This window comes from Segatella albensis DSM 11370 = JCM 12258, from assembly GCF_000426565.1.
Classification (GTDB): Bacteria; Bacteroidota; Bacteroidia; order Bacteroidales; family Bacteroidaceae; genus Prevotella; species Prevotella albensis.
This window is the reverse complement of record NZ_AUFP01000006.1, coordinates 102,297-128,683: the sequence shown is the minus strand read 5'-3', so window position 1 is coordinate 128,683 and position 26,387 is coordinate 102,297. Positions and strand designations below refer to the sequence as shown.

Here is a 26,387-nt window from a genome sequence, read left to right as displayed (position 1 = left end):
ATGAGAAAACAACTATTCTCAGCAATGCTATGCCTAGGGGCTATGGGCGCTTCGGTTACTATACCGGTTTCTACAATGGCCTCAGTAACGCAGTCGCAAATGATCAAGGTTAGCGGCAAGGTCGTTGACGAAAAGGGGGAACCTCTTGTAAGTGCGACGGTCAGAGTAAAGGGTGGTCAAGGTGGAGCTGTTACCGACCTTGACGGACATTTTCAACTGTCTGTACCCGCTAACGCAACACTTATTGTAAGTTATATCGGCTACAAGGATCATGAGGTTGCCGTCCGTGGCCGGGCTATCATCGAAAAGATTCAGTTGGAATCGGATGATAGAGTTCTCGACCAAGTTGTCGTAGTTGGTTACGGAACACAGAAGAAAGTAGACCTCACCGGTTCTGTGGCTATCGTCAACGCTGACGAGATGAAAAAGGTGTCTAATTCTAACATCTCGACAATGCTCGAAGGTAAAATCGCTGGTGTGCAGATTACTTCCGACGGTCAGCCTGGTGCAGATCCTTCTGTCCGTATTCGTGGTATCGGTTCTTTCGGCAGTACAGCGCCACTCTATGTTATTGATGGTGTTCCTATGGGAACAACTATTCGTGATTTCTCTCCAAACGATATCGCTTCAATTCAAGTTTTAAAGGATGCTGCTGCCGGTGCTATCTATGGTTCTCGTGCAGCTAACGGCGTGGTCATCATCACCACCAAAGGCGGAAAGAAAGAACAACCCCTGAAGGTAGACTATTCCGGATATTTTGGTGTTGATAATATCTCGAAGAATGTCTATGACGTGATGAATGCTGATCAGTACAGTCAGTATTTAGGTCAGGCTTGCGTAAATTCCGGTACACCTGTCCCTGGCGGTTATAGTCTTGGTGAAGATGGTAAGTATAAGTTTATGGATAATACCAACACAGATTGGTTCAACGAAGTGTTCAAGACAGGTATTCGTCAGAATCACAACGTAAACCTTAGCGGTGGTGGCGCCAACAATACCTATAATATAGGTCTTGACTATTTCCAGCAGAAGGGTACCCTCGAAGGTGCCGGTCCGAACTACACCCGTTACACTGTTCGTGTAAACAATACCATGGATACCAAATTCGTTAAATTCCGTACTAGTGCAGTCTTTTCTCATTCTGATCAGGATAATATGGCTTTGTCAAATGCCTCAGAATATGTCCAGGGTCTTTATGGAGATGTAACCAATGTACTTCGCGGAACATTACTTATGCAGCCTACTATTAAAGCTTATGATAGCTCTACATGGGTTCTCGATGATAAAGTCGGTTCTGCTAATGCTTATCGTTATGATGCTTATGGATATGGCGTTTATTATGATAACATCCATGGAGATATCTCTGCATCTAACCCATTATTGGTAAATAACAAGCTTACACGTAATACATTAGTAAATCGTTTTGTTGGTACTGGTTCTGCTGATGTTGACCTCTTCAAGATGGTGGGATTGAATAGTAAGAATCACAGCCTGCACTATAATATCAACCTTTCTTATAGTATGACCCATGCCACCGACAAGACATGGATTCCAGCATGGATACAGAGTAACCGTGTGTATCTGGCCAAGGCTAACGAGCGACTTACCAAGGCATCGCGCGACTATACTGATGCACTCATCGAGAACACCCTTACCTATGATGGTCATATCGGTAAGAATAATATCAACCTTGTTGTAGGTCAGACTTATGAGGAGGAGCATACCAACACACTTTCTGCTTGGGGCGTGGAATTCGCTGAACCTTATTTCCTACAGATACAGAATGGTGCTACAAGAGATGCAAACTCGTATGAGTACAAGCATACCCTCGCTTCATTTATTGGTCGATTGAACTATAACTATGATGAGAAATATCTTCTTTCGGCTATCATCCGTCGCGATGGTAGTTCGCGCCTTACCAAAAATATTCGTTGGGGAACGTTCCCTTCTGTTTCTGTGGGATGGCGTTTTGATAAGGAAAAGTTCTTCCCTATAAGTCATGACATCGTGAACTTATTCAAACTGCGTGCAAGTTATGGTGAACTTGGTAACGAGAACATTGGTGAATACCAGTATATGGCCACGATGGCGCGCAACAATATGACTTATAGCTTTGGCAACACTCCAGTGACGGGTTCTGCCATCTCAACCTTCATCAACGAGAACATCTCTTGGGAGAAAAAGATTACCACCAATATCGGTATCGATTTGGCATTGTTCAATAATCGCCTTGAGTTCACCGCAGAGTGGTATAAGAACCGTTCAAAGGATCTGTTGTATAGTGTACCAGTTCCAGAAAATGCAGGTGTTTCTAATACCTCTGTCACGATGAATGCTGCTACAATGGATAACAGCGGTTTTGAGTTTGCTGCAACATATCGTAACCACGATCATGCTTTGAAGTATGATATCAGTGCTAACTTCAGTACTCTCCGTAACCGTGTCCGTTCATTAGGCTTTGGCACCGACTCGTATATCTCGGGTGCTTACATTACCCAGTTGGGCCAGGAAATTGGTAAGTTTTATGGTTGGGTATATGAAGGTATCGCTCGTACGCAAGCCGACCTTGATGGTCATGCCACCCAGCAGGGCGCAAATGTAGGTGATTGTCTCTATAAGGATATTAGTGGTCCGAATGGAGAACCAGATGGTGTTATTGATGCTTACGACCAGACCGTATTGGGCAGTGGTCTACCAAAGATAAACTTCGGTATCAGCGCCCATTTGGAATACAAGAACTTCGATTTGAGTATTCAGAGCTTCGGTGCTTTGAACTATCATGTTTCCGACGATATCTACAACAGTCTGAACTCATGCTATGGTTACGGCAATAAGGATGTTGCGATGCTTGATGCTAATCGCTTCTCTACGGAAGGTACTTATCTTTCAAGTGTTCCTCGTACTTATGCTTCAAACAATGCGACCTTGGCTTGGAACGATTTGTTCAGTTCACGAAAGATTCAGAATGCTGCCTATTGGAAAATTGCCAATGTAGAATTAGGGTATAACATGCCTGATAAATGGTTTGGAGGTATGGTTTCTGCAGTTCGCGTATATGTTTCAGCTCAGAACCTCTTCACCTTCACGGGTTATAAGGGATATAACGTAGATTATGCTGGTGGTACATTCACTCCTGGTTATAACTTCTGCTCATTCCCAACCCCACGTACGTTTATGGCTGGTGTTCACTTCACCTTCTAGAATAATGTAAATCAAAAATTAATAAGAATAATATCAATATGAAATTACATAATATTTCCTTAGTCTTGTTGCTTGGTCTTGGCGCGATGACATCGTGCAATGACAAGCTGGATGTACAGAATCCTAATGAACAGACAACAGCAAATTTCGGTACGGCCGAACTGGAGGAAAACGTTATTGCAGCCTACAACCATATTCGTATGGAAGGCTCTTATGCTCGTGTGGGCTACACCATCGACTTGACTCGTGGTGATGAAGTTTGGAACTCCTCTCAGGTGTGGTACAAGGAGTTTGATGATTATAACTGTCCTGTTACAGGTGATATCTGTTGGTGGATTTGGCGTGAGTGGTATTATACTATTAATGTATGTAACTTCGGATTATCGAAGGTAGGAGCTGATGATACTCAACTTTCTGAGGCGATGAAGCGTATCAAGGGACAGTTTCTCTTTCTCCGTGGTCTTGCATATTATAATTTGGCAGGCTATTTCCAGAATGTGCCTTTGATTACTGATTATAGCACATATTCTTCTCTCGATGGTCTGTATGCTTCTACCAATAGCTACGACGAAGTGCTCGATCAGGTAGAAAAGGATTTTGCTGAGGCTATCACTTTACTTCCTTCTAAAGAAGTTGGTGGAGAATGGGCAAAGGGACGTGCTACCTCTGGTGCTGCTGCGGGCTATTATGCTCGTGCTTTGATGCAACGTCATAAATATAGTGAAGCACTTGTCCAGCTCAAGGATATTATGAGCGGTAAGTATGGCACTTATAAATTGATGGCCAACTATGGTGATAACTTCCGAGAAGGTGCTGAGTATGAGAATAATGCAGAGAGTTTGTTCGAGATTCAGTTCCTCGACTACGGGTCACAGGGTACTGATGATGAGTGGACGCCTGTGAACACATCGAAGAATGCCACTCAAGGCTCTGCCATCGAGAGTAACTTCTGTCCTGGTACTTATGGCGGTTGGGCTGACTTGTCGGCTTCTCCATGGCTCTACAATCTTTTCAAGGCTGAGCGTACGACCACGGGTAAACTTGATCCGCGTCTTTATTGGACCATTGGTACTTATGAACCAGACTGGGAAGGCTTTGAGTTTGGTAATGTAGGTTATACAGTGCCGATGACGGCTGATAAACCTGTTGTAACAAATAATAATTATGGTGGACTGCCAATTTGCAAGAACACGAATATGCGAACAGGTCTTTATTCGAGTGTGGCAACAGGTCTTCATGATGGTATCAACCTGCGCATGATGCGTTATTCTGATGTTCTGCTCCGTGCGGCAGAGTGCGAGAATGAAATTAGTGGTCCTACTCAGCAGGCCATCGACTGGATCAACCAAGTACGTCGACGTGCAAAGCTTGCTGACTTGAAACTCGCAGACTTCAACACGAAAGATAAACTCTTTGAGCAGATTGCTAACGTGGAACGTCCAAAAGAGTTCGGTTGTGAGTTCGGACGTGGTCTCGACCTCATCCGTTGGGGCTTCTTCCTTACCCCAGACCGTCAGCAGCAACTTCGTCAGCATGAGGCTTTCCGCCGTTCGCTCCAGAACGTTAAAGACCCTGTCGATGTGTCGCAGATCGGTGTCGACGCAGAACTCAAGAGTTCCTTCGATACCTATGTCGACGGTCATGAGTTTTTGCCTATCGTTCAGACGCTTACCAACAAAAACCCTAATCTTCGTGGTAACTCTGCCAATAATAGCTCTAGCAACAAACCTTATTTCGACGAGAAGGGGTGGACGGTTCATCCTGTCGTTGATTTGAATAAATAATCATCATAATCTTATAATTTATTACATATGAGACATTTATATAAATCGGTAATGGCTTTCTGTATGGCTATTTCTTCGGCCCTTCTCTTTACGGGATGTGAAGGTGGCGATGTCTATAAGATGGACAGTCCCGATTGGATACAGGAAAAGATAGATTCTATCAACAATACAAAGAATACTCAGGAGGAAGTTTTGGAGGGTATGCAGGAAGATGTGTACACCATCGGTAATACTGACTTTACTTCTGGATTCTGGACGGCATGGTCGAAATATTACGTAATTCCTGATGGACAGAAGTGGAATGCACAGTTTAATCTGAATATTAACCCGTCTGACAATACTTACTATAAGAACTTCGCCCTTATCATCACAAATGATGATGTGCGTGGTGGTGGCAACTATAAAGAGTATGGTGCCATACGATTCGATGCTACTAACGATACGGCGAAGTATAACTCACAATGGGGCGACTATCTCTATTTCAAGTATAGCAATAGTAATATGTTGTTCGACCCTGTTGATAACAAGGATGCTAATGTTCAGAAACTCGGTGGCAAGGTGACGCTTACGGTAGATCGTTCACAAACAGGTAAGTTTATTGTCAAGATGACCAATGGTGCTGTTACCAAGACATTTACGCAACCTTACGCGCTTCCGAATCTTAATGCTGATGCTTCTGATACCAACATTCGATGCTTCTTGGTGCCTGAGGGGTCGTATATCGACTTCCTTGCCACGAATATCGTGCCTGAGGGCGGTCTTACCTCTGCTCTCGACAAGGCGCCTGTTTCTATGGTTCTTAACAATGTTCCTGACGAGGTAGACTTGGGAAAATCTCTTGATGAAGCGATGGAAAACGTATCGGCCACAGTGACCTATGAGGAGGGCGTTACGAAGACAATACCGGCTTCGGAATTGATGTTCTCGGCTATTCCTGATATGGATAAGGAGGGCGAGAAGACGCTTATCGTCATCTACAACAAGACTTTCAAGGGAGCTGTCGCTGAAAAGCCTATCGTTGCTAATGGTAAGTTCCGTGTGGTTCAGAGTATTGCCTCTATCACGGTGACGGCACAACCTACGAACAAGACTTATTATTTCTACAATTCTGCAGCAACGAGTGGCATGGCTGATCGTACCATGACTTTCGACCCGACGGGTATGCAGGTGACAGCGACTTATGCTTCGGGTGCTACCGGTGTGGTAAGTAATGATAAACTGAAGTTCTCTAAGGTACCTGCTGAGGTGGGTAGTCATGTTGTGACAATCACTACAAAGAATGGTAAGACGGCAAAGGTTAAAGTCAAGGTAGAAGCTTCTCATCTTACTGCTGTCACACCGTCACCAACAAAACTTGGTGCTGACGATAACTCTACAGCTTGGTGGACTGCCTTTACCAATGACATCAAGGTGCCGGTGGGCGAGACTTACGCTGCATCGTTCACCAATTATTGTGGTGGCAGCAACTGGAACAACTTTGTAGTTATCTTGCGTAATGCGGCACTTGCTCAATATGCAGTGGTACGAGCTGACAACTATGGCTGGGGTGATGGCTATTCTACGGCTCTACTTAGTGGGGCACAGAATTGGACTGCTTGGCTTGCTGCAATGTATGGTTCTAAAGTTACGGTCTATGTAACCAACTGCAACAATGGTACGGCTGATGTACAGGCTGTGATGACGGGTACTGACCATAACACGTATACGCAGTATTATCTCGGGTTGAGTACCGTTGACCCTTCCGATCTGCAGTTCGCTTTCACCGTAGACAGTAGCCATTTGGTCTTCGATCATACTTCTGCTGCTAAGAGATTGCGTGCTCGTCGACGTTAAGTTACACAACAAATTCTTTATATAGCGGGGGCAGACTTTAGGGTCTGTCCCTATTATCAAATCAAGTAAATCTCTTTTTATGATGCGTAAGTTTTTATATACGGCATTTACCCTTTTTTCATTCTCTTCTGCTTCTATGGCTCAGGGTGGAGTAGATTTTTCTTCTTTTACGCGTACATCTTATCGTGAGGTTACCGTTCATGACCCTTCTGTTGTTTATGACAATGCGGGAACATATTATATCTTTGGTTCTCATCGTGCCGTTTCAAAAACAACAGATCTCGTCAACTGGACGCCATGTGCGGATAATGTCAATAGTTATGGTGATTTTGGCTGGCAGAATGCTGGTTATACGATAGAGGGTAACGAGTGGGCGCCTGATGTGATATGGAATCCGGTGATGAACAAGTGGCTGATGTATATGTCATTGAACGGTGATAAATGGTGTTCTGCCATCGTTTGTCTTGCTGCCGATAAAATAGATGGACCTTATGTTTATCAAGGACCGGTAATTTTTTCAGGATTTCGTGGTCGAGTAAATCACGTAGGCTATAGTATGGTCGACGATTGGAAGCATACCGATCTTGGCAAGACCATCGGGGTGACATCTCTTCCAGAACGATATGATATAGATAATTGGGGAAGCTATTGGCCTAACTGTATCGACCCTTGCGTGACATTCGACAATGGTAAGTTATATATGACTTATGGTTCTTGGTCGGGTGGTATCTTCCAAATTCAACTTGATCCTGCTACGGGTTTGCGTGACTACAACGTAAGTTATCCTTATGAGGTTAGTGGTCAACCGACTTCTCCGGGTGTAGCCAACGCAAACTGTACTTCTGACCCTTATTTTGGAAAAAAGCTCGCTGGTGGTTATTATGTATCTGGTGAAGGCGCTTATATCAAAAAGATAGGCAAATACTATTATCTGTTCTTGTCGTATGGTGGTCTGGAGTCAACGGGGGGATATGAGATGCGCGTCTTCCGTTCAGAACATATTGACGGACCATATGATTATGCTCTTTATGACAGTTATCGTCTAAACTATGGGCCGAATGCCAAGACAAACCGTGGTCAGCGTCTTTTGGGCGCCATGGGTGCATGGGGGGCTGTAGAAGAAGGTGAACTGGCACAGGGGCACAACTCGGTATTGGTCGATGAAAAGGGTGATGCTTTTGTGATTTATCACACGCGTTATCAGCACAAGGGTGAAACGCATAATGTGCGTGTCCGTCAACTTTTTGTCAACAAGAATGGTTTCCTTGTGGCTTCACCTTTCCGCTATACGGGTAAGCAGACTACGCAGTCTGATATCGAAAGTAAGCAACTTTTCACAGCCGAGCAGATTGCCGGTACTTATCAGATGATGATACATCCCTATAAACTTGACCATAAAAATAAGCAAGTTGCAGAAGCTCGTAGCGTTACACTTACTGCTGATGGTAAGGTGAAAGGCGAGGGGATAGCGGATGGTATCTGGGAATATACTGATCAGGGTAAGTCATTTGTTCACCTAGAAATAGATCTCGAAGATTATTATGGCATCGTCCTTCGACAGAATGTTGATCATCTTGTAGATGCACCGGCAATCTGTTTCTCTGCCGTTAAGGAGAGTTATCAGTCTGGTGGTGAGACGGTTTGGCTCTACAAACTTGAAAAAAGTACTACGGGAATAGACAAAGTTCAACGCGCGATGTTCAACGATCAAAATAAAACGTTCAATGTCGGAGGATTGCGTGTTGACGGTAACTACAAGGGTGTTGTTATTCAGAATGGTAAAAAGTTCATTAGAAAATAAATAATAAGTAAAGGTATATCATGAAACGCTATTTTATATTTGCATGGGCTTTGCTCATGATAGGAATTGATGTTTCTGCGCAAGAGCATAGTCGGCAAGGAAGTGACGGGAAAACATTTCTTACTCCCTTTGTTCACGATCCGGTGATGGCTGTAGAAAAAGGGAAAACTTATATTTTTGCCACGGGGATGGGCATCGATGAATTATCTTCTGCCGATGGCGTAACCTTCAGAACTGAAGGTAGTGTGTTCAAGACAATTCCCAAGTGGACGCATGATAGCGTTCCAGGTTTTGAAAAGCATGTGTGGGCTCCTGATATCATCAGATATCATGGCAAATGGTACATGGCATACAGCTGCTCTACCTTTGGTAAGAATACTTCCGTAATTGGTCTGTTGTCTAATGACCGTCTTGCTGATAAAGACGGATGGAAAGACGAGGGGTGTATCATCTCTTCGCGGGGTGGTCGTGATAATTGGAACGCCATCGACCCCAACATCGTAATAGATGATCAGGATCATCCATGGTTGGTATTCGGTTCGTTCTGGGATGGCATACAATTGGTGAAACTCGGTAACACCTTGCATGTGGCAAAGGGCGAGAAACCTCGTACCATAGCACGACGTTTTGCTTTCAACACGCGGGAGGTACCAGAATCGGAAGGCGACCCTAAAAAGTTGACACCTGGCAGTTATAATCTTAATGCCGGACAGAATGCCATCGAGGCCCCTTTCATCTTCAAGCATCATGGCTATTACTATCTCTTTGTGAGTTGGGATTACTGTTGCCAAGGCATGAAGAGTACCTATCGTGTAGTTGTAGGGCGCAGTAAAAATGTTGAAGGACCATATCTTGATAATCGAGGTGTCGACATGCTCGATGGTGGCGGTGTACCTTTCATCGAGGGTGATAAGAAAGAATTTGAGGCTACAGGTCATTGTGCCGCATATACTATAGACCATAAAGATATATTTATCTGCCATGGTTATAGTGTAGCTTTGGATGGCGCTTCCGTTCTTGTCAAGAAGGAAATCAAGTGGGATGCCCAAGATTGGCCTACACTTTCTTCGTGCGAGAAGAAGTAGGTGATGCGCATACGGAAGGTGATGCGCATCACCCTCCGTATACTATCTGTAGATATCAGCCTTCTTTAGTTCAACGATTTTTCCATAACTCGCGAGCTTCTTCATATCGAGTTTTCGCTTGTTGCCCACGATGATGATGGATTTCGGTTGATGTTGAATATACTTATGATAGAAACTTTCCACATCAGAGATTTGTAGTGGAGCTATCACAGAGACAGCCAACTTTTCCGGGTCCTCATGATAGCCAAGTGTTTCGTAGTAAGCAATACTTCTGGCCTTGGAGCGGAAATGAGGATACAGATTGTTGATGTCGTTGAGAATCTCTTGTTTGTTGGCCTTTACAGCATTTGTCCTTATCGGCATATGATAAATCAAACTGTCGAGGGTCTCAAGAGCCTTCATGGTTTTATCGTTCTGCGTTCCTAACTTGGTGATGTAAGCACAGTTGTCGTTCAACTGATGCAGACGGTCTGTAGGGAGGTTGTATCCGTTGGCATAATAAGCAAATGAGCGGAACTCACGAATTTCCTGAAACAATACCGACTGCATATTACCACCGAAATAGCGTCCCCAAAGAGCGAACTTTCCTCGCTCGATGCCATTGGTGAGTGGTGGCAGTTGTTGATATGTACCGATGATGCTTTGACGGGCATCAGGATCATCGTAGAGGTAGACCGTAGGCTCGGATACCTGCTGATATCGGGTGGTGACATATTCGAAAGGTTTGGTGGCTTTGCGGTAAGGTAGATAGGTCATCACAGCTTTTTCAACGCTGTCGTCACTCAGTCTTCCGCTATATGTGATACTCATCTGATACTGTTGTAATTCTTTGAAGATGTTTATGAGCTCTTCTCCTGTGATATCTTTGAGTTGTTTCGCATTCGTCTGCTTGAGATAGCTCGAAGCGTCACCCAGTTCTACCTTTTCAAATACAGCCTTTGCAATACTGGCATCATCCTTGAAGAAACTTTTCTCGCTAAGTTTGGTCGAGGTGATCAAGTCATGGTACATCTTCTTGTTTGACTTGACATGTTCCAGAAAATGTTGCATCAACTGTAGAGATTGTTCCAAATGAGCATCCATGCCATCGATAGTTATCACAAAGTCTCGCTTGTTGGCAGAGTAGCTCATCTTAGCGCCGATACGTTGCAGAGCCTTGGCAAAAGACTGTTTGCTTAGAGAGTCGGTACCAAGTCCGTCAAGATATTGGGCCAGCTTATCTAGTCTACTGTCGTTGAGTGTTCCGCGATGATAGATGATTTGTAGTTTGAACAAATCGTTCATTGGGTTCTCTACCGTATATAACTTAGCGAGTGGCGACAGTTGTATTTTGTGGGCATCTTTTTCGAAATCGAGTAGTTTAGGGGCTACCACTTGATAAGGCATCTTAGCCAGTTTTTTTGCATATTCCGATTCTTCACCAGAATGTTTTGGTGTCACAGGTTTGTATCCTGGTTGAGAAATCCTGTCCTTCTTTTCTTTGCCGTATTTCTTGACCAATTGAAGGCTATTGTTAGTGTTGAAATATTTTGAAGAAACGCGCATGATATCCTCACGAGTGATATGCTCGATTTCGGAAATGCCATTCAGATAGTCATCCCATGACTCACGACCACCTATGCAAACCTTGATGATTTGCATAGCTCGATCAATAGGGTTCTCCAATTTCATTTGATAATCGCGTATCATCGCCTGTTTGACAGAAAGGAAAGTCTCATCGCTAAAGTTGCCTTTCTTTAGTTTCTCAATCTGTTTCAGACACATAGCTTCAGCCTTTTTGAGCGAACCGAATGGTAATTTCGGTATGACGGCAAATCCCATGGCTGCAGCATCTTTCAAACTTTCACGAAGAGCGCTGGCTAACAACACCTTATTCGTGTTGGCTAAAGAATCGAGTAATCCAGTCTGGTTGCTATTTTTGAGCAGTTGTATGGCAACGTCAAGAGCACGTGCATCACGAGTTCCGTCCAAAGGAGAATGATAGGCCATGAGTTCTGCTTTTACTAATGGTATTGGAATCTTGATATCCGTCGTCTCGCCTGTAAACGCATGAGGGGTGGTATAGTCTCTTATTGGTTCAGATCCGTTCGGGATGCGTTCGAAATACTTTTCGACATCGGTCATGATGGAGTCGGCGTTTATATCGCCCGAAAGCAGCAATACCATATTGTTGGCAATATAATACTTATGATAGAAATCCAACATCTGCGTAATACTTGGGTTCTTCAGATTTTCGGTACTTCCGATGATTGGATATTGATAAGGTGAACCTTCAAAGATTTTTCCGAGGGCTTTTTCTTGTGCGGCTTCTACGATATTGTCGGCATACATATTCTTCTCTTCATATACAGTTTCCAGTTCCCCCTGGAAAAGTCGGAATACAGGATGCAAAAGCCGATGACTGTTGAGTTCTAGCCATTGAGAAATATATTGTGGAGAGAAAAAATTTCCATATACCGTCATGTCCCACGAAGTGAAGGCATTTAGTCCTGAACCGCCATATCGCGTGATAAGATTGCTGAATTCATTAGGGATGGCATAGTCTCCAGCCTTGATACTTAATCGGTTGATATCTCGTTGAATGGCAGTACGTAGCGTGTTATCCTTGGTGCGTCCAAGTTCTTCATACTTATTTTGGATAGAGTCCAGATAAACTTTCTCGGCCGCATAATTTACAGTTCCGATGCTGTCGGTACCCTTGAACAGGAGATGCTCAAAATAATGAGCAATACCCGTGTTGGGGCAATCCTTGGCGCCGGCTTTTACGATGACAACACCTAGTACGCGAGGCTGAGAATGATCCTCATTTATCCATACCTCCATACCATTCTTTAGTTTAGATACTTTAATTTTTAATGCCTGAGGAATCTGCGCCTGAGCAGCTATCATCAGCATCAACGACACGATAGTGGTTGTAAATCTCTTCATTATAAATACGGGTTAATTTGTGCCCACAAAGGTATAGAGAAAAAACAGGAAAAGCGAAAATAAGTCTAATAATTATCAGAAATTAAACGAATTATACAAAAATTCAATATGATATTCGTTTATTTGGAATTAAATAACTACCTTTGCAACCTCAAAATAGCAAAATGCTTACTTAATTTACATAAGGTACGAGAAAAAGGGCAAAAGAAAGCCCGATGGTAAAAGGATATTCATTATTAACATATAAAACTTATAAACAGTTATGAGAACAGAATGGAGAGGTTTCAACGGAACCAAGTGGCAGAATGAAGTGAACGTTCGCGATTTCATCCAGCACAACTACACAAGTTATGATGGTGATGAAAGCTTCTTGGCCGGACCAACCCAAGCTACCGACACACTTTGGAGTAAACTTAAGGAACTCCAGAAGGAGGAGCGTGCCAAAGGCGGTGTTCTTGACATGGAAACAGAAGTTGTTTCTAGTCTTACATCTTACGGCGCTGCTTATATCGATGAGAAATCTAAGGATTTGGAGAAAGTCGTAGGTTTGCAGACCGACAAACCACTAAAACGTGCATTCATGCCTTATGGCGGTATCAAGATGGCTGAGCAGGCTTGTACTACTTATGGTTACCAGCCTTCAGAGAAGTTGCACGAGATTTTCCACACTTATGTAAAGACTCACAACGACGGCGTTTTCGATGCTTATACAGCAGAGATGAAACACGTACGCCATAATCATATTCTTACTGGTCTTCCTGATACTTACGGTCGTGGCCGTATCGTAGGTGACTATCGTCGTGTTGCTCTTTATGGTATCGACTTCTTGATTGCGGAGAAGAAGAAAGACCTTGACAATATGGGCGAGCGCGAGATGAGCGACGAGGTAATTCGTTTGCGCGAGGAAGTTGCCATGCAGATCAAGGCCCTCAAGGGACTTAAGGAAATGGCTGCCATCTACGGTTTTGATATCAGTAATCCTGCACAGAATGCACGCGAGGCCGTACAATGGTTGTATTTCGGTTATCTAGGTGCTGTAAAAACACAGAATGGTGCTGCTATGTCAGTAGGTCGTGTTTCTACATTCCTCGATATCTATTTCACTCGTGATATGGCTGAGGGTACACTTACCGAGGCTGATGCTCAGGAACTTATCGACCACCTGGTAATGAAGTTCCGTATGGTTAAGTTCGCTCGTATTCCTTCTTACAACGAACTTTTCTCTGGTGATCCTGTATGGGCTACCCTCGAGGTTGCAGGTATGGGACAGGATGGCCGCTCTATGGTTACCAAGAACGACTTCCGATTCCTCCACACTTTGGAGAATATGGGTCCTTCACCAGAACCAAACCTCACAGTACTTTATAGCTCTCGTTTGCCTAAGGCATTCAAGAAGTATGCTGCTATGATTTCTGTGAAGACCAGCTCTATTCAGTATGAGAATGATGATGTGATGCGTCCTGTATGGGGTGATGATTACTCTATCTGCTGCTGTGTATCAGCTACTCAGACCGGTAAGGAGATGCAGTTCTTCGGAGCTCGTGCTAACTTAGCTAAGTGTCTTACTTATGCTATTAGTGGTGGTGTTGACTCTAAGACACGCGAGCAGGTTGGTCCAGCTTATCGCGCTATCGAGGGCGACGTAGTAACCTACGACGAGTTCATGCCTAAGTTCATGGATATGATGGAGTGGTTGGCAGCAGTTTATGTCAAGACCTTGAACCTCATTCATTACATGCACGACAAGTATTTCTATGAGGCTGCCGAGATGGCCCTTATTGATACTGATGTACGTCGTACTTTCGCAACCGGTATCGCAGGTTTCTCTCATGTAGTAGATTCTATTAGCGCTATCAAGTATGCTAAGGTAAATATTATCCGTGACGAGACTGGTTTCCCTCTTGAGTTCAAGACCGAGGGTGACTTCCCACGCTATGGTAATGATGACGATCGTGCCGATGAAATCGCAGTATGGTTGCTCAAGACCTTTGTAAATATGATCAAGAAGCACCACACTTATCGTAATTCTGAGCCTACTACTAGTATCCTCACCATTACTTCTAATGTGGTATATGGTAAGTACACCAGCAATATGCCTGACGGTCGTAAGGCCGGTACTCCTCTTGCTCCAGGTGCTAATCCTAGCTATGGTGCAGAGCAGAATGGTCTGCTTGCTTCTTTGAATTCTGTAGCTAAGTTGCCTTACGAGTATGCACTCGATGGCATTTCTAATACTCAGACTATCAGTCCAAGTGCGCTTGGTCAGAATGATGAGGAACGTGCTAATACATTGGTAGGCGTGCTCGATGGTTACTTTAACCAGGGTTCTCATCACCTTAACGTTAACGTATTTGGCGTAGATAAGTTGAAGGATGCTATGGAGCACCCAGAGAAGGAAGAATATCAGAACTTCACAATCCGTGTAAGCGGTTATGCTGTGAAGTTTATCGACCTTACTCGTGAGCAGCAGCTCGACGTTATCGCTCGTCAGGCTCATGAAAGACTATAAACATAGTAACAAATAGCAATCCTATAGGTCTCCCTTTTCCCGTCGTAAGGGGTGGGGAGACCTTTCCTTTTTCTGAGAAGAGATTCCCTAATGATATCAAGTTAAAGACTATGACAAAAGGATACATTCATTCGATAGAGAGTTTTGGTTCTGTAGATGGTCCCGGCATTCGCTTTTTGATTTTCCTTCAAGGATGTCCTATGCGTTGCCAGTTTTGCCACAATCCCGATTCATGGGCTGTGAGCAAGCAACAAGAGATGACCGCAGAAGAATTGCTCGATAAAGCAGAACGCTTCCGTTCTTATTGGGGCGATAAGGGTGGCATCACAGTAAGTGGTGGCGAAGCTTTGTTGCAGATAGATTTCCTTTTAGAACTCTTTACTAAGGCCCATGAGCGTGGCATCAATACATGTCTGGATACGTCGGCTCAGCCATTCCGCCGTCATGGAGAATGGTTTGATAAGTTTGAAGCTCTCATGCAAGTTACCGATACTATTCTTCTTGATATCAAGCATATACGCGATGACGAACATCGCAAAATTACCTGTTGTAGCAATCAAAATATATTAGATTGTGCCCGTTATCTTTCTGATATTCGCAAACCCGTTTGGATTCGTCATGTGCTGGTTCCTAGTATCACAGACAAAGACGAATATCTGCATGAATTGGCCGATTTCCTCTCTACGCTACAAAATATAGAGCGCATAGACGTATTACCTTATCATACATTAGGCATCTTTAAATACGAGAAACTGGGCATTCCATATCCTTTGGATGGAGTAGAACCACCTACGAAAGAAAGAATAGAGAATGCCAAGACCATTCTTGGAGCAAAATAGTCAGAGTTTTACACTCGAGATATCCACGAGCTTGTTTACTATCGCATAAATAGTAAGACCGGCGACAGAATGAATCTGCAATTTTCGGGCGATATTCCGGCGATGTGTGATCACAGTATTTACTGAGATATACAGATGGTCGGCAATCTCCTTGTTGCTCATTCCTTGTACCAGACTTACCACGACATCCTTTTCTCTGTCGCTAAGTTCCTCAACGTTTCCCACCTGTTGGTTGATCATGTTCGAGATATTTAGTGTCACATCCTTATGCTTCAGCTTCTTTTCGATTTTAAGGATAGCAGGCATAAAGATTTTATCCTCCACCTGTGCATGCTGACTCAGCCAGTCCTCATTATTATATATATCATAAAGCGTAGCTGTAAGCTGGTTGTTGTGCAAACCATCAGAAGGCAAATACTTGATCATGATATTCTTGAGTTCTCGCAGTTTCTCATCCATCTGATCATGATGTTTCGAGAAAGTAGTAATACTGTTTTTCTCATCAATCTCTCCATTCAACAGTTTCTCGACATAAGGGAATAGCGACCCCTCCTCATATTTCATATGCTTGGTCACCCCATGTGCATATTCGTCATAGATTTGCATGATAAGGCGAGCCAGACTATCGTTCTCGTCAAGAGCCTCGCTCAACTCCTTACGGATGAAGGGCAGTTGGAAGTCGATATAGTAAGCGTGAGAAGCCTTGAGATATTTCATTAGCGTACTTACAGACAGACGATCAGCATCGTCAGGATTGTAATAACCATTAATGGTGAAGTTTACCACAGCCAGAAACGTGAAAGTATCCACATTCTGCGCTTCGCATACCTCTTTTACGGTTTTATCACCAAACCCCAGATTAATGCCGAAACTGCCCAAACTTTGCAGCATGTTGCTATTATCCCTAATAATATTGATAAGCTGATCCTCAGCCTCGTAGAGTTTCTGATATTTCATATTCGCTAAAATTCTTCAAGATGCAAAAATACGACAATTTTTTCTCTCTTGCAATACCTATTTATTAGTATAAACTCTTTTTTTTATTGGAAATATCCCACATAAAAGAAATGAAATACCTATAAATGAGGATGTGGAGATTCCAAAAGTTTTGACGGCCGAGCAGAATTGTAACAGAAATGTAACATTCCTGTAAAATAGATGCAACAACATACCATTACTTTTGCCACAAGAAAATCAATAATAAGATATGAGTGCAATCTATTTCTTTATTGTCGTCTTTCTGCTCAGTCTGGCAGTTTTCGACCTGTTTGTGGGAGTAAGCAACGATGCTGTGAATTTTCTGCAATCCGCCATCGGAGCTCGTGTGGCTAAGTTCAGAACCATTCTTTTCATAGCCTCGGTAGGCGTCATCCTTGGGGCTGTGATGTCTACTGGTATGATGGATGTCGCTCGTCATGGAATCCTTACCGCAAGCGAATATTCCTTCCACGAGGTGATGACGATATTCCTTGCTGTCATCGTTACAGATGTCATTATTCTTGATATGTTTAATAGTTTTGGAATGCCCACATCCACTACTGTGTCGATGGTCTTCGAACTGCTTGGTGGAACCTTTATCCTTGCCACAATCAAGAAACTTAGCGACAGCACACTTGAATACGGTATGCTACTCAATTCGGGTAAAGCCCTTGAGGTTATCATCGCCATTTTCGTTTCCGTAGCCATCTCCTTTGTGATAGGAGCCGTCGTTATGTGGATATCACGTATCATCTTCACATTCAACTATAAACGACATAGCCGTTACACCATAGCTTTGTTTGGAGGAATAGCTTTTACAGCCTTATCCTACTTTATATTTCTCAAAGGCATTGGACAGAGTCCCTATGTGTCAGAAGAAGTATCCGGCTATATCAACGCCAATATCCGATTGTTGCTGCTCATCACCCTTGTAGCCTCAACAATAATCATGCAGATTCTTCATCTTTGTCGTGTCAATATTTTTAGGTTTATCGTATTGATGGGAACCTTCGGACTGGCCATGTCGTTTGCGGGTAACGACCTCGTCAACTTCATAGGCGTACCGCTTGCCGGACTGGATTCCTATCAGACTTATGTCGCTCATGCCTTTCAGGTATCTCCCGACCAGTTTATGATGACCTCGCTCATGAAGAGCTCCCACACCCCGGTACTCTATCTATTTATTGCCGGTTGCATCATGGTGATAGCCATGGCCACCTCGAAGAAGGCCCATAAGGTTATCAAGACATCGGTAGACCTGAGCCGACAGGATGAAGGCGAAGAGATGTTCGGTAGCTCTCGTGCTGCTCGTAGTATCGTGCGCTTCAGTCAAGAAGTCATAGAGTTCGTCGTGCGCCTCGTCCCGTTTCCCGTACGCCAATGGATCAACCGTCGCTTTGTCCATCATGGTGATACCACAGACGATCAGCAAGCCGCCTTTGATGTTGTGCGCGCAGCCGTCAACCTGGTACTTGCTTCCATCCTTATCACGATAGGAACCAATTACAAACTTCCCCTCTCTACCACCTATGTCACCTTTATGGTTGCCATGGGTTCCAGTTTGGCCGATAGGGCATGGAGTAGGGAGAGTGCCGTCTTCCGCGTCACGGGTGTATTGTCAGTAATAGGAGGATGGTTTCTTACGGCCGGAGTAGCATTCCTTACCGCCTGTCTTGTATGTGTTGCCATGTATTATGGAGGATTTGTCGTACAGGTAGCCTTCATCATCCTTGTCGTCGTGCTCCTTATCTGTAGCAATCGTAGATACAAAAAGAAACAGAGCATTTCGGATAAAGAAAAAGACACATTCCAACTGATGATGCGCATGCGCGATCCCGAACTCGTATGGGATGTATTGCAGAAGCAAGTGAGTCGCACACAATCCTCTGTCTGTCGTTTTGCCCTCGAGCAATATAATCTTATCGTAGATGCTTTCCGCGAGCAAGGTGTTAGAAATCTTCGTCGAAGCGACCGACAGTTACGCCTTCAGTTAGAGACTCTTAAGAAGTCGCGCAGACGTGAGATGCTAGTCCTGAAGAAGGTTCCGATGAAGATTGCCATCGAGCGTAATACATGGTTTCATATTGGAGCCAATAGCGACCAGCAGTTTGTTTACACCTTGCGTCGCATGCTTAATCCTATCAAAGAGCATGTCGATAACAATTTCAATCCTGTGCCCGAAATCCTCATTCGGGAGTATGAGCCTATACGCAGACGTATCAACGACCTGATGCAATCTGCTGCCGACCAGATACAGACCGACCGATACGAGAACTATCGTGAGATTCTTGCCGAAGGTGATGCCTGCAAGGACGAACTCTCGCAGATTCGTAAACGACATATCAATCGTATGCAACAATCTACAGACAACTCCAATTTACAAGTAGATATGGTATATCTCAACCTGTTGCAGGAGAGTCAGCAGTTGCTCAGCAATATGCGCCATCAACTCCGTTCTGCGAAGAAATTTATGGAGAAATATTGATTTTTTCTTGTCCAAAGATTTCAAAATACGATATTATTTATATCTTTGTGCTTGATAACTATAATGTTACGGAATGGATAGTAAACCTTATCACATATTAGTGGTCGACGATGAACCCGACCTGTGCGAAATCCTCAGTTTCAATCTGGAGACTGAAGGCTACAAGGTTACGACAGCCACCTCGGCCGAAGAAGCCTTACAGTTCGATATTGCCAGTTTCGACCTTCTGCTCCTTGATGTCATGATGGATGGAATGTCAGGTTTCGCCATGGCCCGACAACTCAAGCAGAATGAAGCTACGGCTCGTGTGCCTATCATCTTTCTTACAGCCCGCGACACAGAGAACGATGTCGTTACCGGCTTCAATTTGGGGGCAGACGATTACATCTCTAAGCCCTTTTCGCTTCGTGAGGTGATGGTACGCATTATGGCCGTTTTGCGACGCACATCGGTATCGGCTCCAACAGAGAATTCCAGCTCGCATACTTTGGTATATCGGTCACTCGTGTTGAATACTGATAACAAGAAGGTTAGCGTCAATGGGCGGGAGATTCCCTTCACACGTATCGAGTACGAACTCCTCGAACTTCTGCTCAAGGAGCGTGGACGTGTATTCTCGCGTGCCGACCTCATCCGACAAGTTTGGCCGAGTGACGTGTTGGTACTCGACCGTACCGTAGATGTCAACATGGCCCGTATTCGTAAGAAGATAGGGCGATATGCCGGTAATATCGTCACCCGACAAGGGTTTGGCTATTATTTTGAAGAATGAAGATGAAGAAAATAACAGTAGGACAACGACTCTATGTTAGCGTGATGACAGTATTTCTGTTGTTCGCCATCTCGTTTATTGTTTTCCAGCAATATCGTGAGAAACAATACAAGATCGATACGCTCAACCTGAAACTCCAGGAGTATAACGACCGTATGGCGGAAGCCATGCGCTCCTGTCCGTCCGTCAACGAGTCGTGGTTGACCCATTATGTGGGGCAGCATCCTGTGCGTGGCATCCGCGTCACTTTGATAACCGTCCGCGGGCGGGTGGTATATGATAATGTGCGTAAGGATTATGCCCATATGGGTAATCATGCCGATCGTGAAGAGGTGGTTGAGGCGCTACATCTTGGTCATGGGTCTGCCGTCGATAGAATGTCGCCTACCATGAAGCGCGACTATTTCTATTCTGCCACTTATTTTCCGCATCAAGGATATGTCGTGCGCTCGGCATTACCTTACGACAACGACCTTGCCGACTCCCTTGCTGCCGACCAACATTATATTTGGTTTGCCGTCGTCTCCATCATCCTGATTACGGTCATCCTCTTTAGGTTCCTGAACCGTCTCGGGCATAACATAACTAATCTGAGACGGTTTGCTCTCCTTGCCGATCGCAACGAAGCGCTCGATGTGGAGGAGTTGATGCATTTTTCTAATGATGAACTCGGTGAGATAGCTGAGCGAATCATAAAACTATATCGGCAATTGCAAAATACTCGTCAGGAGCAGGATCGGCTCAAGCGTCAACTTACGCAGAATGTGGCTCATGAACTCAAGACACCTGTGGCGAGTATCCAGGGGTATCTGGAGACGATATTGAACAATCCCAAGATAGAGGAGACCACTAAGGAACAATTCCTGAAACGTTGTTATGCCCAAAGCGAACGACTGAGTTCCTTGCTTCGCGACATTTCTTTGCTCAACCGTTTGGATGATGCCCCCGTTCAGAAGAGTCGTGAATGTGTAGATATCGTTTCCCTTGTCGCCGAGATACAAAAGGAGGTGTCTTTGCAACTCGAGGAGCACGATATGCTCATGGTGGTAAGTCTTCCGGAAGACTTGATGGTAGAAGGCAATCGCTCGCTACTATATAGTGTGTTCCGCAACCTTGTCGACAACTCCATAGCCTATGCCGGCGTCGGGACGACCATAGAGATTTCTGCCGAGCTCGCCTCTCAGACAGATGGGCCATCATTGTGGTATTTCACGTTCTCCGATAACGGACAAGGAGTAGAACCCCACCATCTTTCTCGTCTCTTTGAGCGTTTCTATAGGGTGGATAAAGGGCGCAGCAGAAAGATGGGAGGAACCGGGCTGGGATTGGCCATCGTGAAGAATGCGATCCTCGAACATGGTGGAACGATCAACGTGCGGAATAATCCGGAGGGAGGCTTGCGATTCGACTTCACTTTGCCCGTGGCGTAATGGCATTCTTCGGGATGTCCATCGTTTTACGTTTTTACCTTTTACATCCGAGGGACTGTTCCGCTTGCGCATATTTCCCGGAGGGGCACACCCTTCGGGGTGCATTCATAGTCGGTCACATACTCCGAGGGTACGCTCCGCGACCCCTGGTTATCTCAGAGACAACCCCTCCGGGGTATGAGCCTGGTATGGATGTATGTCGATCGTACGAGTATTCCCCGGAGCTGTGGTACGAATATTCCTTTCTCTAGAGATCGTAGGCTATGTTTGCGAGTATTCTCCTATAGGTTCACATCTGTTCCGTTTGCGCATATTCCCCGGAGGGGATACCTCTGCGATAACCGGGGGTCGCGATAGCGTACCCTCGGCATATATGCGTAATGCTGTGGAGTGCACCCCGGAGGGTGTGCCCGTCTTATACCAATACCCTGCTCGTGTACCCCTTCGGTGTGCTCGTACTCTCGGATAATGGACGGTGATCAGTATATACCCCGGAGGGGGTTACCTCTGGATAACTGGGGGTCGCGATAGCGTACCCTCGGATAAAAACAACACACAACTATGACACAGGAAACAAAAAACAAATGGAGCGTCATTATCAACATCGCGCTCACTTCGCTCACAGCTCTCCTCTCTGCGCTCGGATTCTCGATCTGAGATGTTGACAAGAAGTGAACTTTCACACATAGGCTCTCATTCCTAAATTGGAGTGGGGGCCTTCGTCATATATGCTAATGTGGGGTGATGTGGGGTTGAATTTAGGAGCATAAAAAAAGCGGCAAAGCTTCACAGCCAACCGCTCCAAATCTTCAATAGGTATTAGTTTTCTTAAGGTAAAAAGATTGTTTTCAGGATAACAGTTGCAAATATAAATAGATTTTATAAATGCACCAAATTTTTTATTAACTTTTTTTGAAAAACTTAAAAAAAAGATGAAGTTTTCAATTGTTCGTCTATTTTATTCGCCCAAAAGTAGGCAAATCCAGTTGCCGTTTTTCTTCTTTCCTTTCTCGGACAATCCCAATGTTTTAGCCTTTTCTATGAGCAAAGGAATGTCTTCTTCATAAAATCCGCTCAATATCAATTGCGCACCATGATTCATGACACTCTTGAAATTCTCCATATCCTGCAACAGAATATTTCGGTTGATATTCGCCATCACCAAGTCGAACACCCCACTAATATGATTCAGTACGTGTGCATCCCCCTCATAGATTTCGATATTTTCTACGCCATTGAGTTTCGCGTTATGCTTCGCATTCTCCACGCTCCATTCGTCGATATCATATCCTACTACATCCTTAGCCCCCAGTTTGGCTGCTGTGATACCAAGGATACCCGTACCACATCCACAGTCGAGGACACGTTTGCCGTCAAGGTCTAAACCCAATAAGGTGGAAACGATCATCTGAGTAGTTTCGTGCGTGCCCGTACCGAAAGCCTGTACCGCATCGATTCCGATTTCGATATGGTCACTTGCCTGTGCAGGATGCAATTCCTCCTGATGCTTAGCATCATAGATGAGTACCGTATCATCCACGCAGATAGGATCAAAACCAGCCAGTTCCCACGCCTCATTCCAATCCTTGTTTTCCGCATTTTCGATACTATATGATATTTTTACATTTTCGATAGGGAAATCTTCGATACATTCATCGAGCTTCTCCTTATCATAGAAGTCTTTCTGCACGTAGCCTTTCAGTCCTTCTTCGGTATCTTCGAACGATTCAAACCCTGCTTCGGCAGCCCCGTCGGCTAACAATTCGCGGGCGGTTTGGAGCAATTCGTTCGATGAAATAATCTTAAAATTCGCTACTAAATATTCCATGTCATGTTAATTTTTGGTTGCAAATATATAAAAAATAGGGAAAAACCTATCATCGTTTAGGGTTTTTCCGTATATTTGCCATCGATTTACAATTATTTTTGTAATCGTTAGAATACGAATATAATTAATAGGAGCACGAAAATGAAAAAGTTTATTCTTATTTCTGTCCTCGTAGGAGTTATGCCACTATCTCTGATGGCTCAAGATGACGACATGTATTTCGTACCCAAGAAGACGAAGATCGTGACCGTGACTCCACAAAACACAGATAGCAAAGCAAATAACTATTGGTCGGGTAGTAATCGAAGTGTTGACGAGTACAACCGATTCGGAAAGTATCTTGGAGGAGGTATCCAAGAGCTCAAGCGCGATTCCAATATCGTAAGTATCGTTACCTTCGATAGAGGTATGCGTCCCGACACCCTTTATGTTGATTCCGCCTCTGCTCAGAAGATCATCAATCAGATAGCAGAATACCAATACACTCGTTCGATGAGTCGATGGGACGGATTCTACAATCCATGGTTCTACGACTATTACGGATGGGGTCCATACTATTGGCGTTCTCGCTATTGGTATGCCGGCGGCTATTATGGTCGCTTCTACGATCCTTTCTATTATTCTGGCTGGTATGACCCTTGGCTCAGTCCGATGTATAATCGTTGGTATGGGCCATGGATGTATGATGGATGGTACGACCCTTGGTATGGCAGCTATTATGGCTATTATGGCTATTACAACCCATGGTATTATGGATACTACAATCCATGGTATTACGGTCCTTATTATGCTCCTTGGTATTATCCGTTCTATGGATACTATCCTGGTGTCATCCACATCGACAATCGTGGAGGAATGAACTCTGGCGGTTATGCCGGTCAACGTACTTGGGACAAACCACAGTATGGTAATACCAATCGTCAAGGTGATTTTGGTCGATATAATGGTAATAGCTCATCAGGTCAACGTACCAATACCTACACCAATCGCAGTTCATCTAACCGTTCGTTCGGTTCATTCTCTCGTAGCGGCAATAACAGCAACTATAGTAATAACAACACGCGTACCTATTCGCCTCCAGCCAGCAATTCCGGTAGCTTTGGAAGTTATGGCGGCGGATCTAGCTCCTCATCAGGCGGCTTTGGTGGCGGCCATGTAAGTGGAGGTGGCGGAGGCGGCCACTTTGGTGGCGGTAGACGTTAACTCCATATTGATAAAACAATTAATCATATTCCAATGAAAAAGAATTATATTTTTCTGGCAGCATTAGCTATGCAGATGTTGCCAGCATCAGCACAAGATACATATCAGTCGGCAAAACTGATAGAGAACGACTTGAATGGTACGGCCCGATATGTCGGTATGGGTGGAGCCATGGAGGCTTTGGGTGCAGATATCTCTACGATGAGTACGAACCCAGCCGGTATTGGCTTGTTCCGTAATTCTCAGGTTTCCCTTTCTGGTGGATTATTATTCCAGACGGGTGCCGATAACAAGGTGAGGTACAACCATAGCGAAATCAACTTTAATGGTAAGAAGACCAATTTGAGTTTCGACCAGATCGGTATCGTGTGGACGATGCCGGCTGCCAATCGCCGTTCTTTCCTCAATATCGGTTTCAACTATCGCAAGAGTCGCAACTTCGACCAGATCCTAACAGCCGCTAACAACCTTGGAGGCGCTTCGCAGAATAGACTTACCGCTATTAAATATAATTATAATGTGACCAAGAAGGAGAACGAATATCAACTTCCTTGGAATGGAGTAGATGCCAACTATGCAGAATGTATGGCAAAGAATGATCAAGGTTTTATGGATTATCTCGGAGGAGATTATTTCCTTACCGGTCAATATGCCAAAGGATACATAGGCGAATATAGTTTGAACTTTAGTGGCAACCTTAACGATCGCATCTATCTCGGAGCTACCGTAGGCATCCATGACGTAAACTATCGCAACAACTCCATCTATGCTGAAGCTTTGGAGCAAAACAATTCTGCAACCACATGGGAATCGTTATCCATCGATGGTCAAGGTTATGATGTCAAGGTGGGCGCTATATTCCGTCCGATAGAATATTCACCTTTCCGTATTGGTGTATATTTCAATTCTCCGGTATTCTATGACCTCACCATGAGTTCGGCAACAGACCTCACGATGGTTGGAGGAGATAAAAAAGCAGAACATGGTCAGAAAGCCGATTACGACTTCTGTCTGAACACACCAGCAAAGTTTGGTATCTCTTTGGGTCATACCATCGGACAAAGTTTGGCTTTGGGCGCTACCTATGAATATAGCGACTATTCATGGCTTGACAATCGCATCAAGGGCGATGGCTATATCAATTATTATGGCGACTATGTAGAGAATAGCTATTCTGATCGTGCCATGAAGGAAAATACGAAACAAGTATTGCGAGGCGTTCACACCCTTAAACTTGGTGTAGAGTATAAACCATTCAGCAGTTTGGCCCTTCGTGCCGGATATAATCTGATGACAGGAGCCTATAAGATGGATGGTTTCCGCGATGGTAGTATCGACTCTCCAGGCGCTCTATATGCTACATCTACAGACTATACCAATTGGAAGTCAACCAATCGTGTGACCCTTGGTGTCGGTTATAGCGTTAAGAAATTCTTTATCGATTTGGCTTATCAACTGTCATCAACTTCGGGTGAGTATTATCCGTTCATGGCATATTATAGTGATAAGGAATATGAAAGTAATGTGTCTCATGCAACAAAAGTAGATGTAGATCGCAATCAACTTCTGCTAACATTAGGATTTAAATTGTAATAAGAAGTAAAAAAAAAAGATGTGTATTGCGGTATGGGGGATTTGCCGGAAATGGCGAGTCCCCCATATTTTTATCTACGAATTCTTTATATTGTCAAAAAACGAGAAAAGTTTGGCT

At 44.2% G+C, this 26,387-nt stretch carries 16 protein-coding genes; 13 read left to right on the top strand and 3 right to left on the bottom strand.

All coding sequences use genetic code 11. The features are described from left to right. The 5 genes from K333_RS0104740 (at position 1) to K333_RS0104720 (ending at position 9,704) form a co-directional block, all read left to right on the top strand. The gene (locus K333_RS0104740; protein ID WP_027452400.1) at positions 1-3,201 is read left to right on the top strand and encodes a SusC/RagA family TonB-linked outer membrane protein; all 3,201 of its coding nucleotides are present in this window, start codon (positions 1-3) and stop codon (positions 3,199-3,201) included. A 38-nt stretch (positions 3,202-3,239) separates the two neighbouring features. Then, a complete protein-coding gene (locus K333_RS0104735; protein ID WP_024989566.1) occupies positions 3,240-4,985 on the top strand; it encodes a RagB/SusD family nutrient uptake outer membrane protein in 1,746 nt (581 codons plus the stop codon). 27 nt (positions 4,986-5,012) lie between these two features. Further along, positions 5,013-6,818: a hypothetical protein gene (locus K333_RS0104730; protein WP_024989567.1), complete on the top strand. Its 1,806-nt coding sequence runs from the start codon at positions 5,013-5,015 to the stop codon at positions 6,816-6,818. Between the two features lie 79 nt (positions 6,819-6,897). Next, the gene (locus K333_RS11940; protein ID WP_081657203.1) at positions 6,898-8,619 is read left to right on the top strand and encodes a glycoside hydrolase family 43 protein; all 1,722 of its coding nucleotides are present in this window, start codon (positions 6,898-6,900) and stop codon (positions 8,617-8,619) included. 20 nt (positions 8,620-8,639) lie between these two features. Next, complete coding sequence (locus K333_RS0104720; protein ID WP_024989569.1) at positions 8,640-9,704, top strand: family 43 glycosylhydrolase; 1,065 nt, start codon at positions 8,640-8,642, stop codon at positions 9,702-9,704. A 42-nt stretch (positions 9,705-9,746) separates the two neighbouring features. Here the strand turns inward: K333_RS0104720 and K333_RS0104715 are convergent, their stop codons facing one another. Next, entirely contained in the window at positions 9,747-12,632 is a 2,886-nt protein-coding gene (locus K333_RS0104715; protein ID WP_051230879.1) for a M16 family metallopeptidase, read from the bottom strand. Between the two features lie 262 nt (positions 12,633-12,894). Here K333_RS0104715 and pflB point away from each other — a divergent pair, with 262 nt between their 5' ends. Together pflB and pflA are read left to right on the top strand one after the other, a co-directional pair. Next, positions 12,895-15,141, top strand: a complete 2,247-nt coding sequence (gene pflB, locus K333_RS0104710) for a formate C-acetyltransferase (RefSeq protein WP_024989570.1) — start codon at positions 12,895-12,897, stop codon at positions 15,139-15,141. A gap of 110 nt (positions 15,142-15,251) precedes the next feature. After that, positions 15,252-15,980: a pyruvate formate-lyase-activating protein gene (pflA, locus tag K333_RS0104705; RefSeq protein WP_024989571.1), complete on the top strand. Its 729-nt coding sequence runs from the start codon at positions 15,252-15,254 to the stop codon at positions 15,978-15,980. Here the strand turns inward: pflA and K333_RS0104700 are convergent, their stop codons facing one another. Continuing rightward, positions 15,981-16,937, bottom strand: a complete 957-nt coding sequence (locus tag K333_RS0104700; protein ID WP_027452396.1) for a LuxR C-terminal-related transcriptional regulator — start codon at positions 16,935-16,937, stop codon at positions 15,981-15,983. A 250-nt stretch (positions 16,938-17,187) separates the two neighbouring features. On the opposite strand from K333_RS0104700, the gene K333_RS0104695 reads away from it, so the two are divergent. From K333_RS0104695 to K333_RS13105, 4 genes are all read left to right on the top strand, one after another. Continuing rightward, positions 17,188-19,443: an inorganic phosphate transporter gene (locus K333_RS0104695; protein ID WP_024989572.1), complete on the top strand. Its 2,256-nt coding sequence runs from the start codon at positions 17,188-17,190 to the stop codon at positions 19,441-19,443. A gap of 73 nt (positions 19,444-19,516) precedes the next feature. After that, positions 19,517-20,215, top strand: coding sequence for a response regulator transcription factor (locus K333_RS0104690; protein ID WP_024989573.1), 699 nt, complete (start codon positions 19,517-19,519; stop codon positions 20,213-20,215). Positions 20,216-20,217: 2 nt separating this feature from the next. Further along, positions 20,218-21,645, top strand: coding sequence for a sensor histidine kinase (locus K333_RS0104685; RefSeq protein ID WP_027452395.1), 1,428 nt, complete (start codon positions 20,218-20,220; stop codon positions 21,643-21,645). Between the two features lie 196 nt (positions 21,646-21,841). Continuing rightward, positions 21,842-22,114, top strand: a complete 273-nt coding sequence (locus K333_RS13105) for a hypothetical protein (RefSeq protein ID WP_154652986.1) — start codon at positions 21,842-21,844, stop codon at positions 22,112-22,114. A 489-nt stretch (positions 22,115-22,603) separates the two neighbouring features. Here the strand turns inward: K333_RS13105 and prmA are convergent, their stop codons facing one another. Continuing rightward, complete coding sequence (gene prmA, locus K333_RS0104680; RefSeq protein ID WP_024989574.1) at positions 22,604-23,473, bottom strand: 50S ribosomal protein L11 methyltransferase; 870 nt, start codon at positions 23,471-23,473, stop codon at positions 22,604-22,606. Between the two features lie 141 nt (positions 23,474-23,614). Here prmA and K333_RS0104675 point away from each other — a divergent pair, with 141 nt between their 5' ends. Beyond that, complete coding sequence (locus tag K333_RS0104675; protein WP_024989575.1) at positions 23,615-24,676, top strand: hypothetical protein; 1,062 nt, start codon at positions 23,615-23,617, stop codon at positions 24,674-24,676. 33 nt (positions 24,677-24,709) lie between these two features. Further along, positions 24,710-26,269 (top strand): OmpP1/FadL family transporter, encoded by a 1,560-nt coding sequence (locus K333_RS0104670; RefSeq protein ID WP_024989576.1) that lies wholly within the window; start codon positions 24,710-24,712, stop codon positions 26,267-26,269. Positions 26,270-26,387: the final 118 nt, after the last annotated feature.

Bases quoted from the DNA above. Each gene is read 5' to 3' on its own strand.
- K333_RS0104740 (WP_027452400.1), top strand. From the start codon at position 1: ATGAGAAAACAACTATTCTCAGCAATGCTATGCCTAGGGGCTATGGGC.
- K333_RS0104735 (WP_024989566.1), top strand. From the start codon at position 3,240: ATGAAATTACATAATATTTCCTTAGTCTTGTTGCTTGGTCTTGGCGCG.
- K333_RS0104730 (WP_024989567.1), top strand. From the start codon at position 5,013: ATGAGACATTTATATAAATCGGTAATGGCTTTCTGTATGGCTATTTCT.
- K333_RS11940 (WP_081657203.1), top strand. From the start codon at position 6,898: ATGATGCGTAAGTTTTTATATACGGCATTTACCCTTTTTTCATTCTCT.
- K333_RS0104720 (WP_024989569.1), top strand. From the start codon at position 8,640: ATGAAACGCTATTTTATATTTGCATGGGCTTTGCTCATGATAGGAATT.
- K333_RS0104715 (WP_051230879.1), bottom strand. From the start codon at position 12,632: ATGAAGAGATTTACAACCACTATCGTGTCGTTGATGCTGATGATAGCT.
- pflB (WP_024989570.1), top strand. From the start codon at position 12,895: ATGAGAACAGAATGGAGAGGTTTCAACGGAACCAAGTGGCAGAATGAA.
- pflA (WP_024989571.1), top strand. From the start codon at position 15,252: ATGACAAAAGGATACATTCATTCGATAGAGAGTTTTGGTTCTGTAGAT.
- K333_RS0104700 (WP_027452396.1), bottom strand. From the start codon at position 16,937: ATGAAATATCAGAAACTCTACGAGGCTGAGGATCAGCTTATCAATATT.
- K333_RS0104695 (WP_024989572.1), top strand. From the start codon at position 17,188: ATGAGTGCAATCTATTTCTTTATTGTCGTCTTTCTGCTCAGTCTGGCA.
- K333_RS0104690 (WP_024989573.1), top strand. From the start codon at position 19,517: ATGGATAGTAAACCTTATCACATATTAGTGGTCGACGATGAACCCGAC.
- K333_RS0104685 (WP_027452395.1), top strand. From the start codon at position 20,218: ATGAAGAAAATAACAGTAGGACAACGACTCTATGTTAGCGTGATGACA.
- K333_RS13105 (WP_154652986.1), top strand. From the start codon at position 21,842: ATGTCGATCGTACGAGTATTCCCCGGAGCTGTGGTACGAATATTCCTT.
- prmA (WP_024989574.1), bottom strand. From the start codon at position 23,473: ATGGAATATTTAGTAGCGAATTTTAAGATTATTTCATCGAACGAATTG.
- K333_RS0104675 (WP_024989575.1), top strand. From the start codon at position 23,615: ATGAAAAAGTTTATTCTTATTTCTGTCCTCGTAGGAGTTATGCCACTA.
- K333_RS0104670 (WP_024989576.1), top strand. From the start codon at position 24,710: ATGAAAAAGAATTATATTTTTCTGGCAGCATTAGCTATGCAGATGTTG.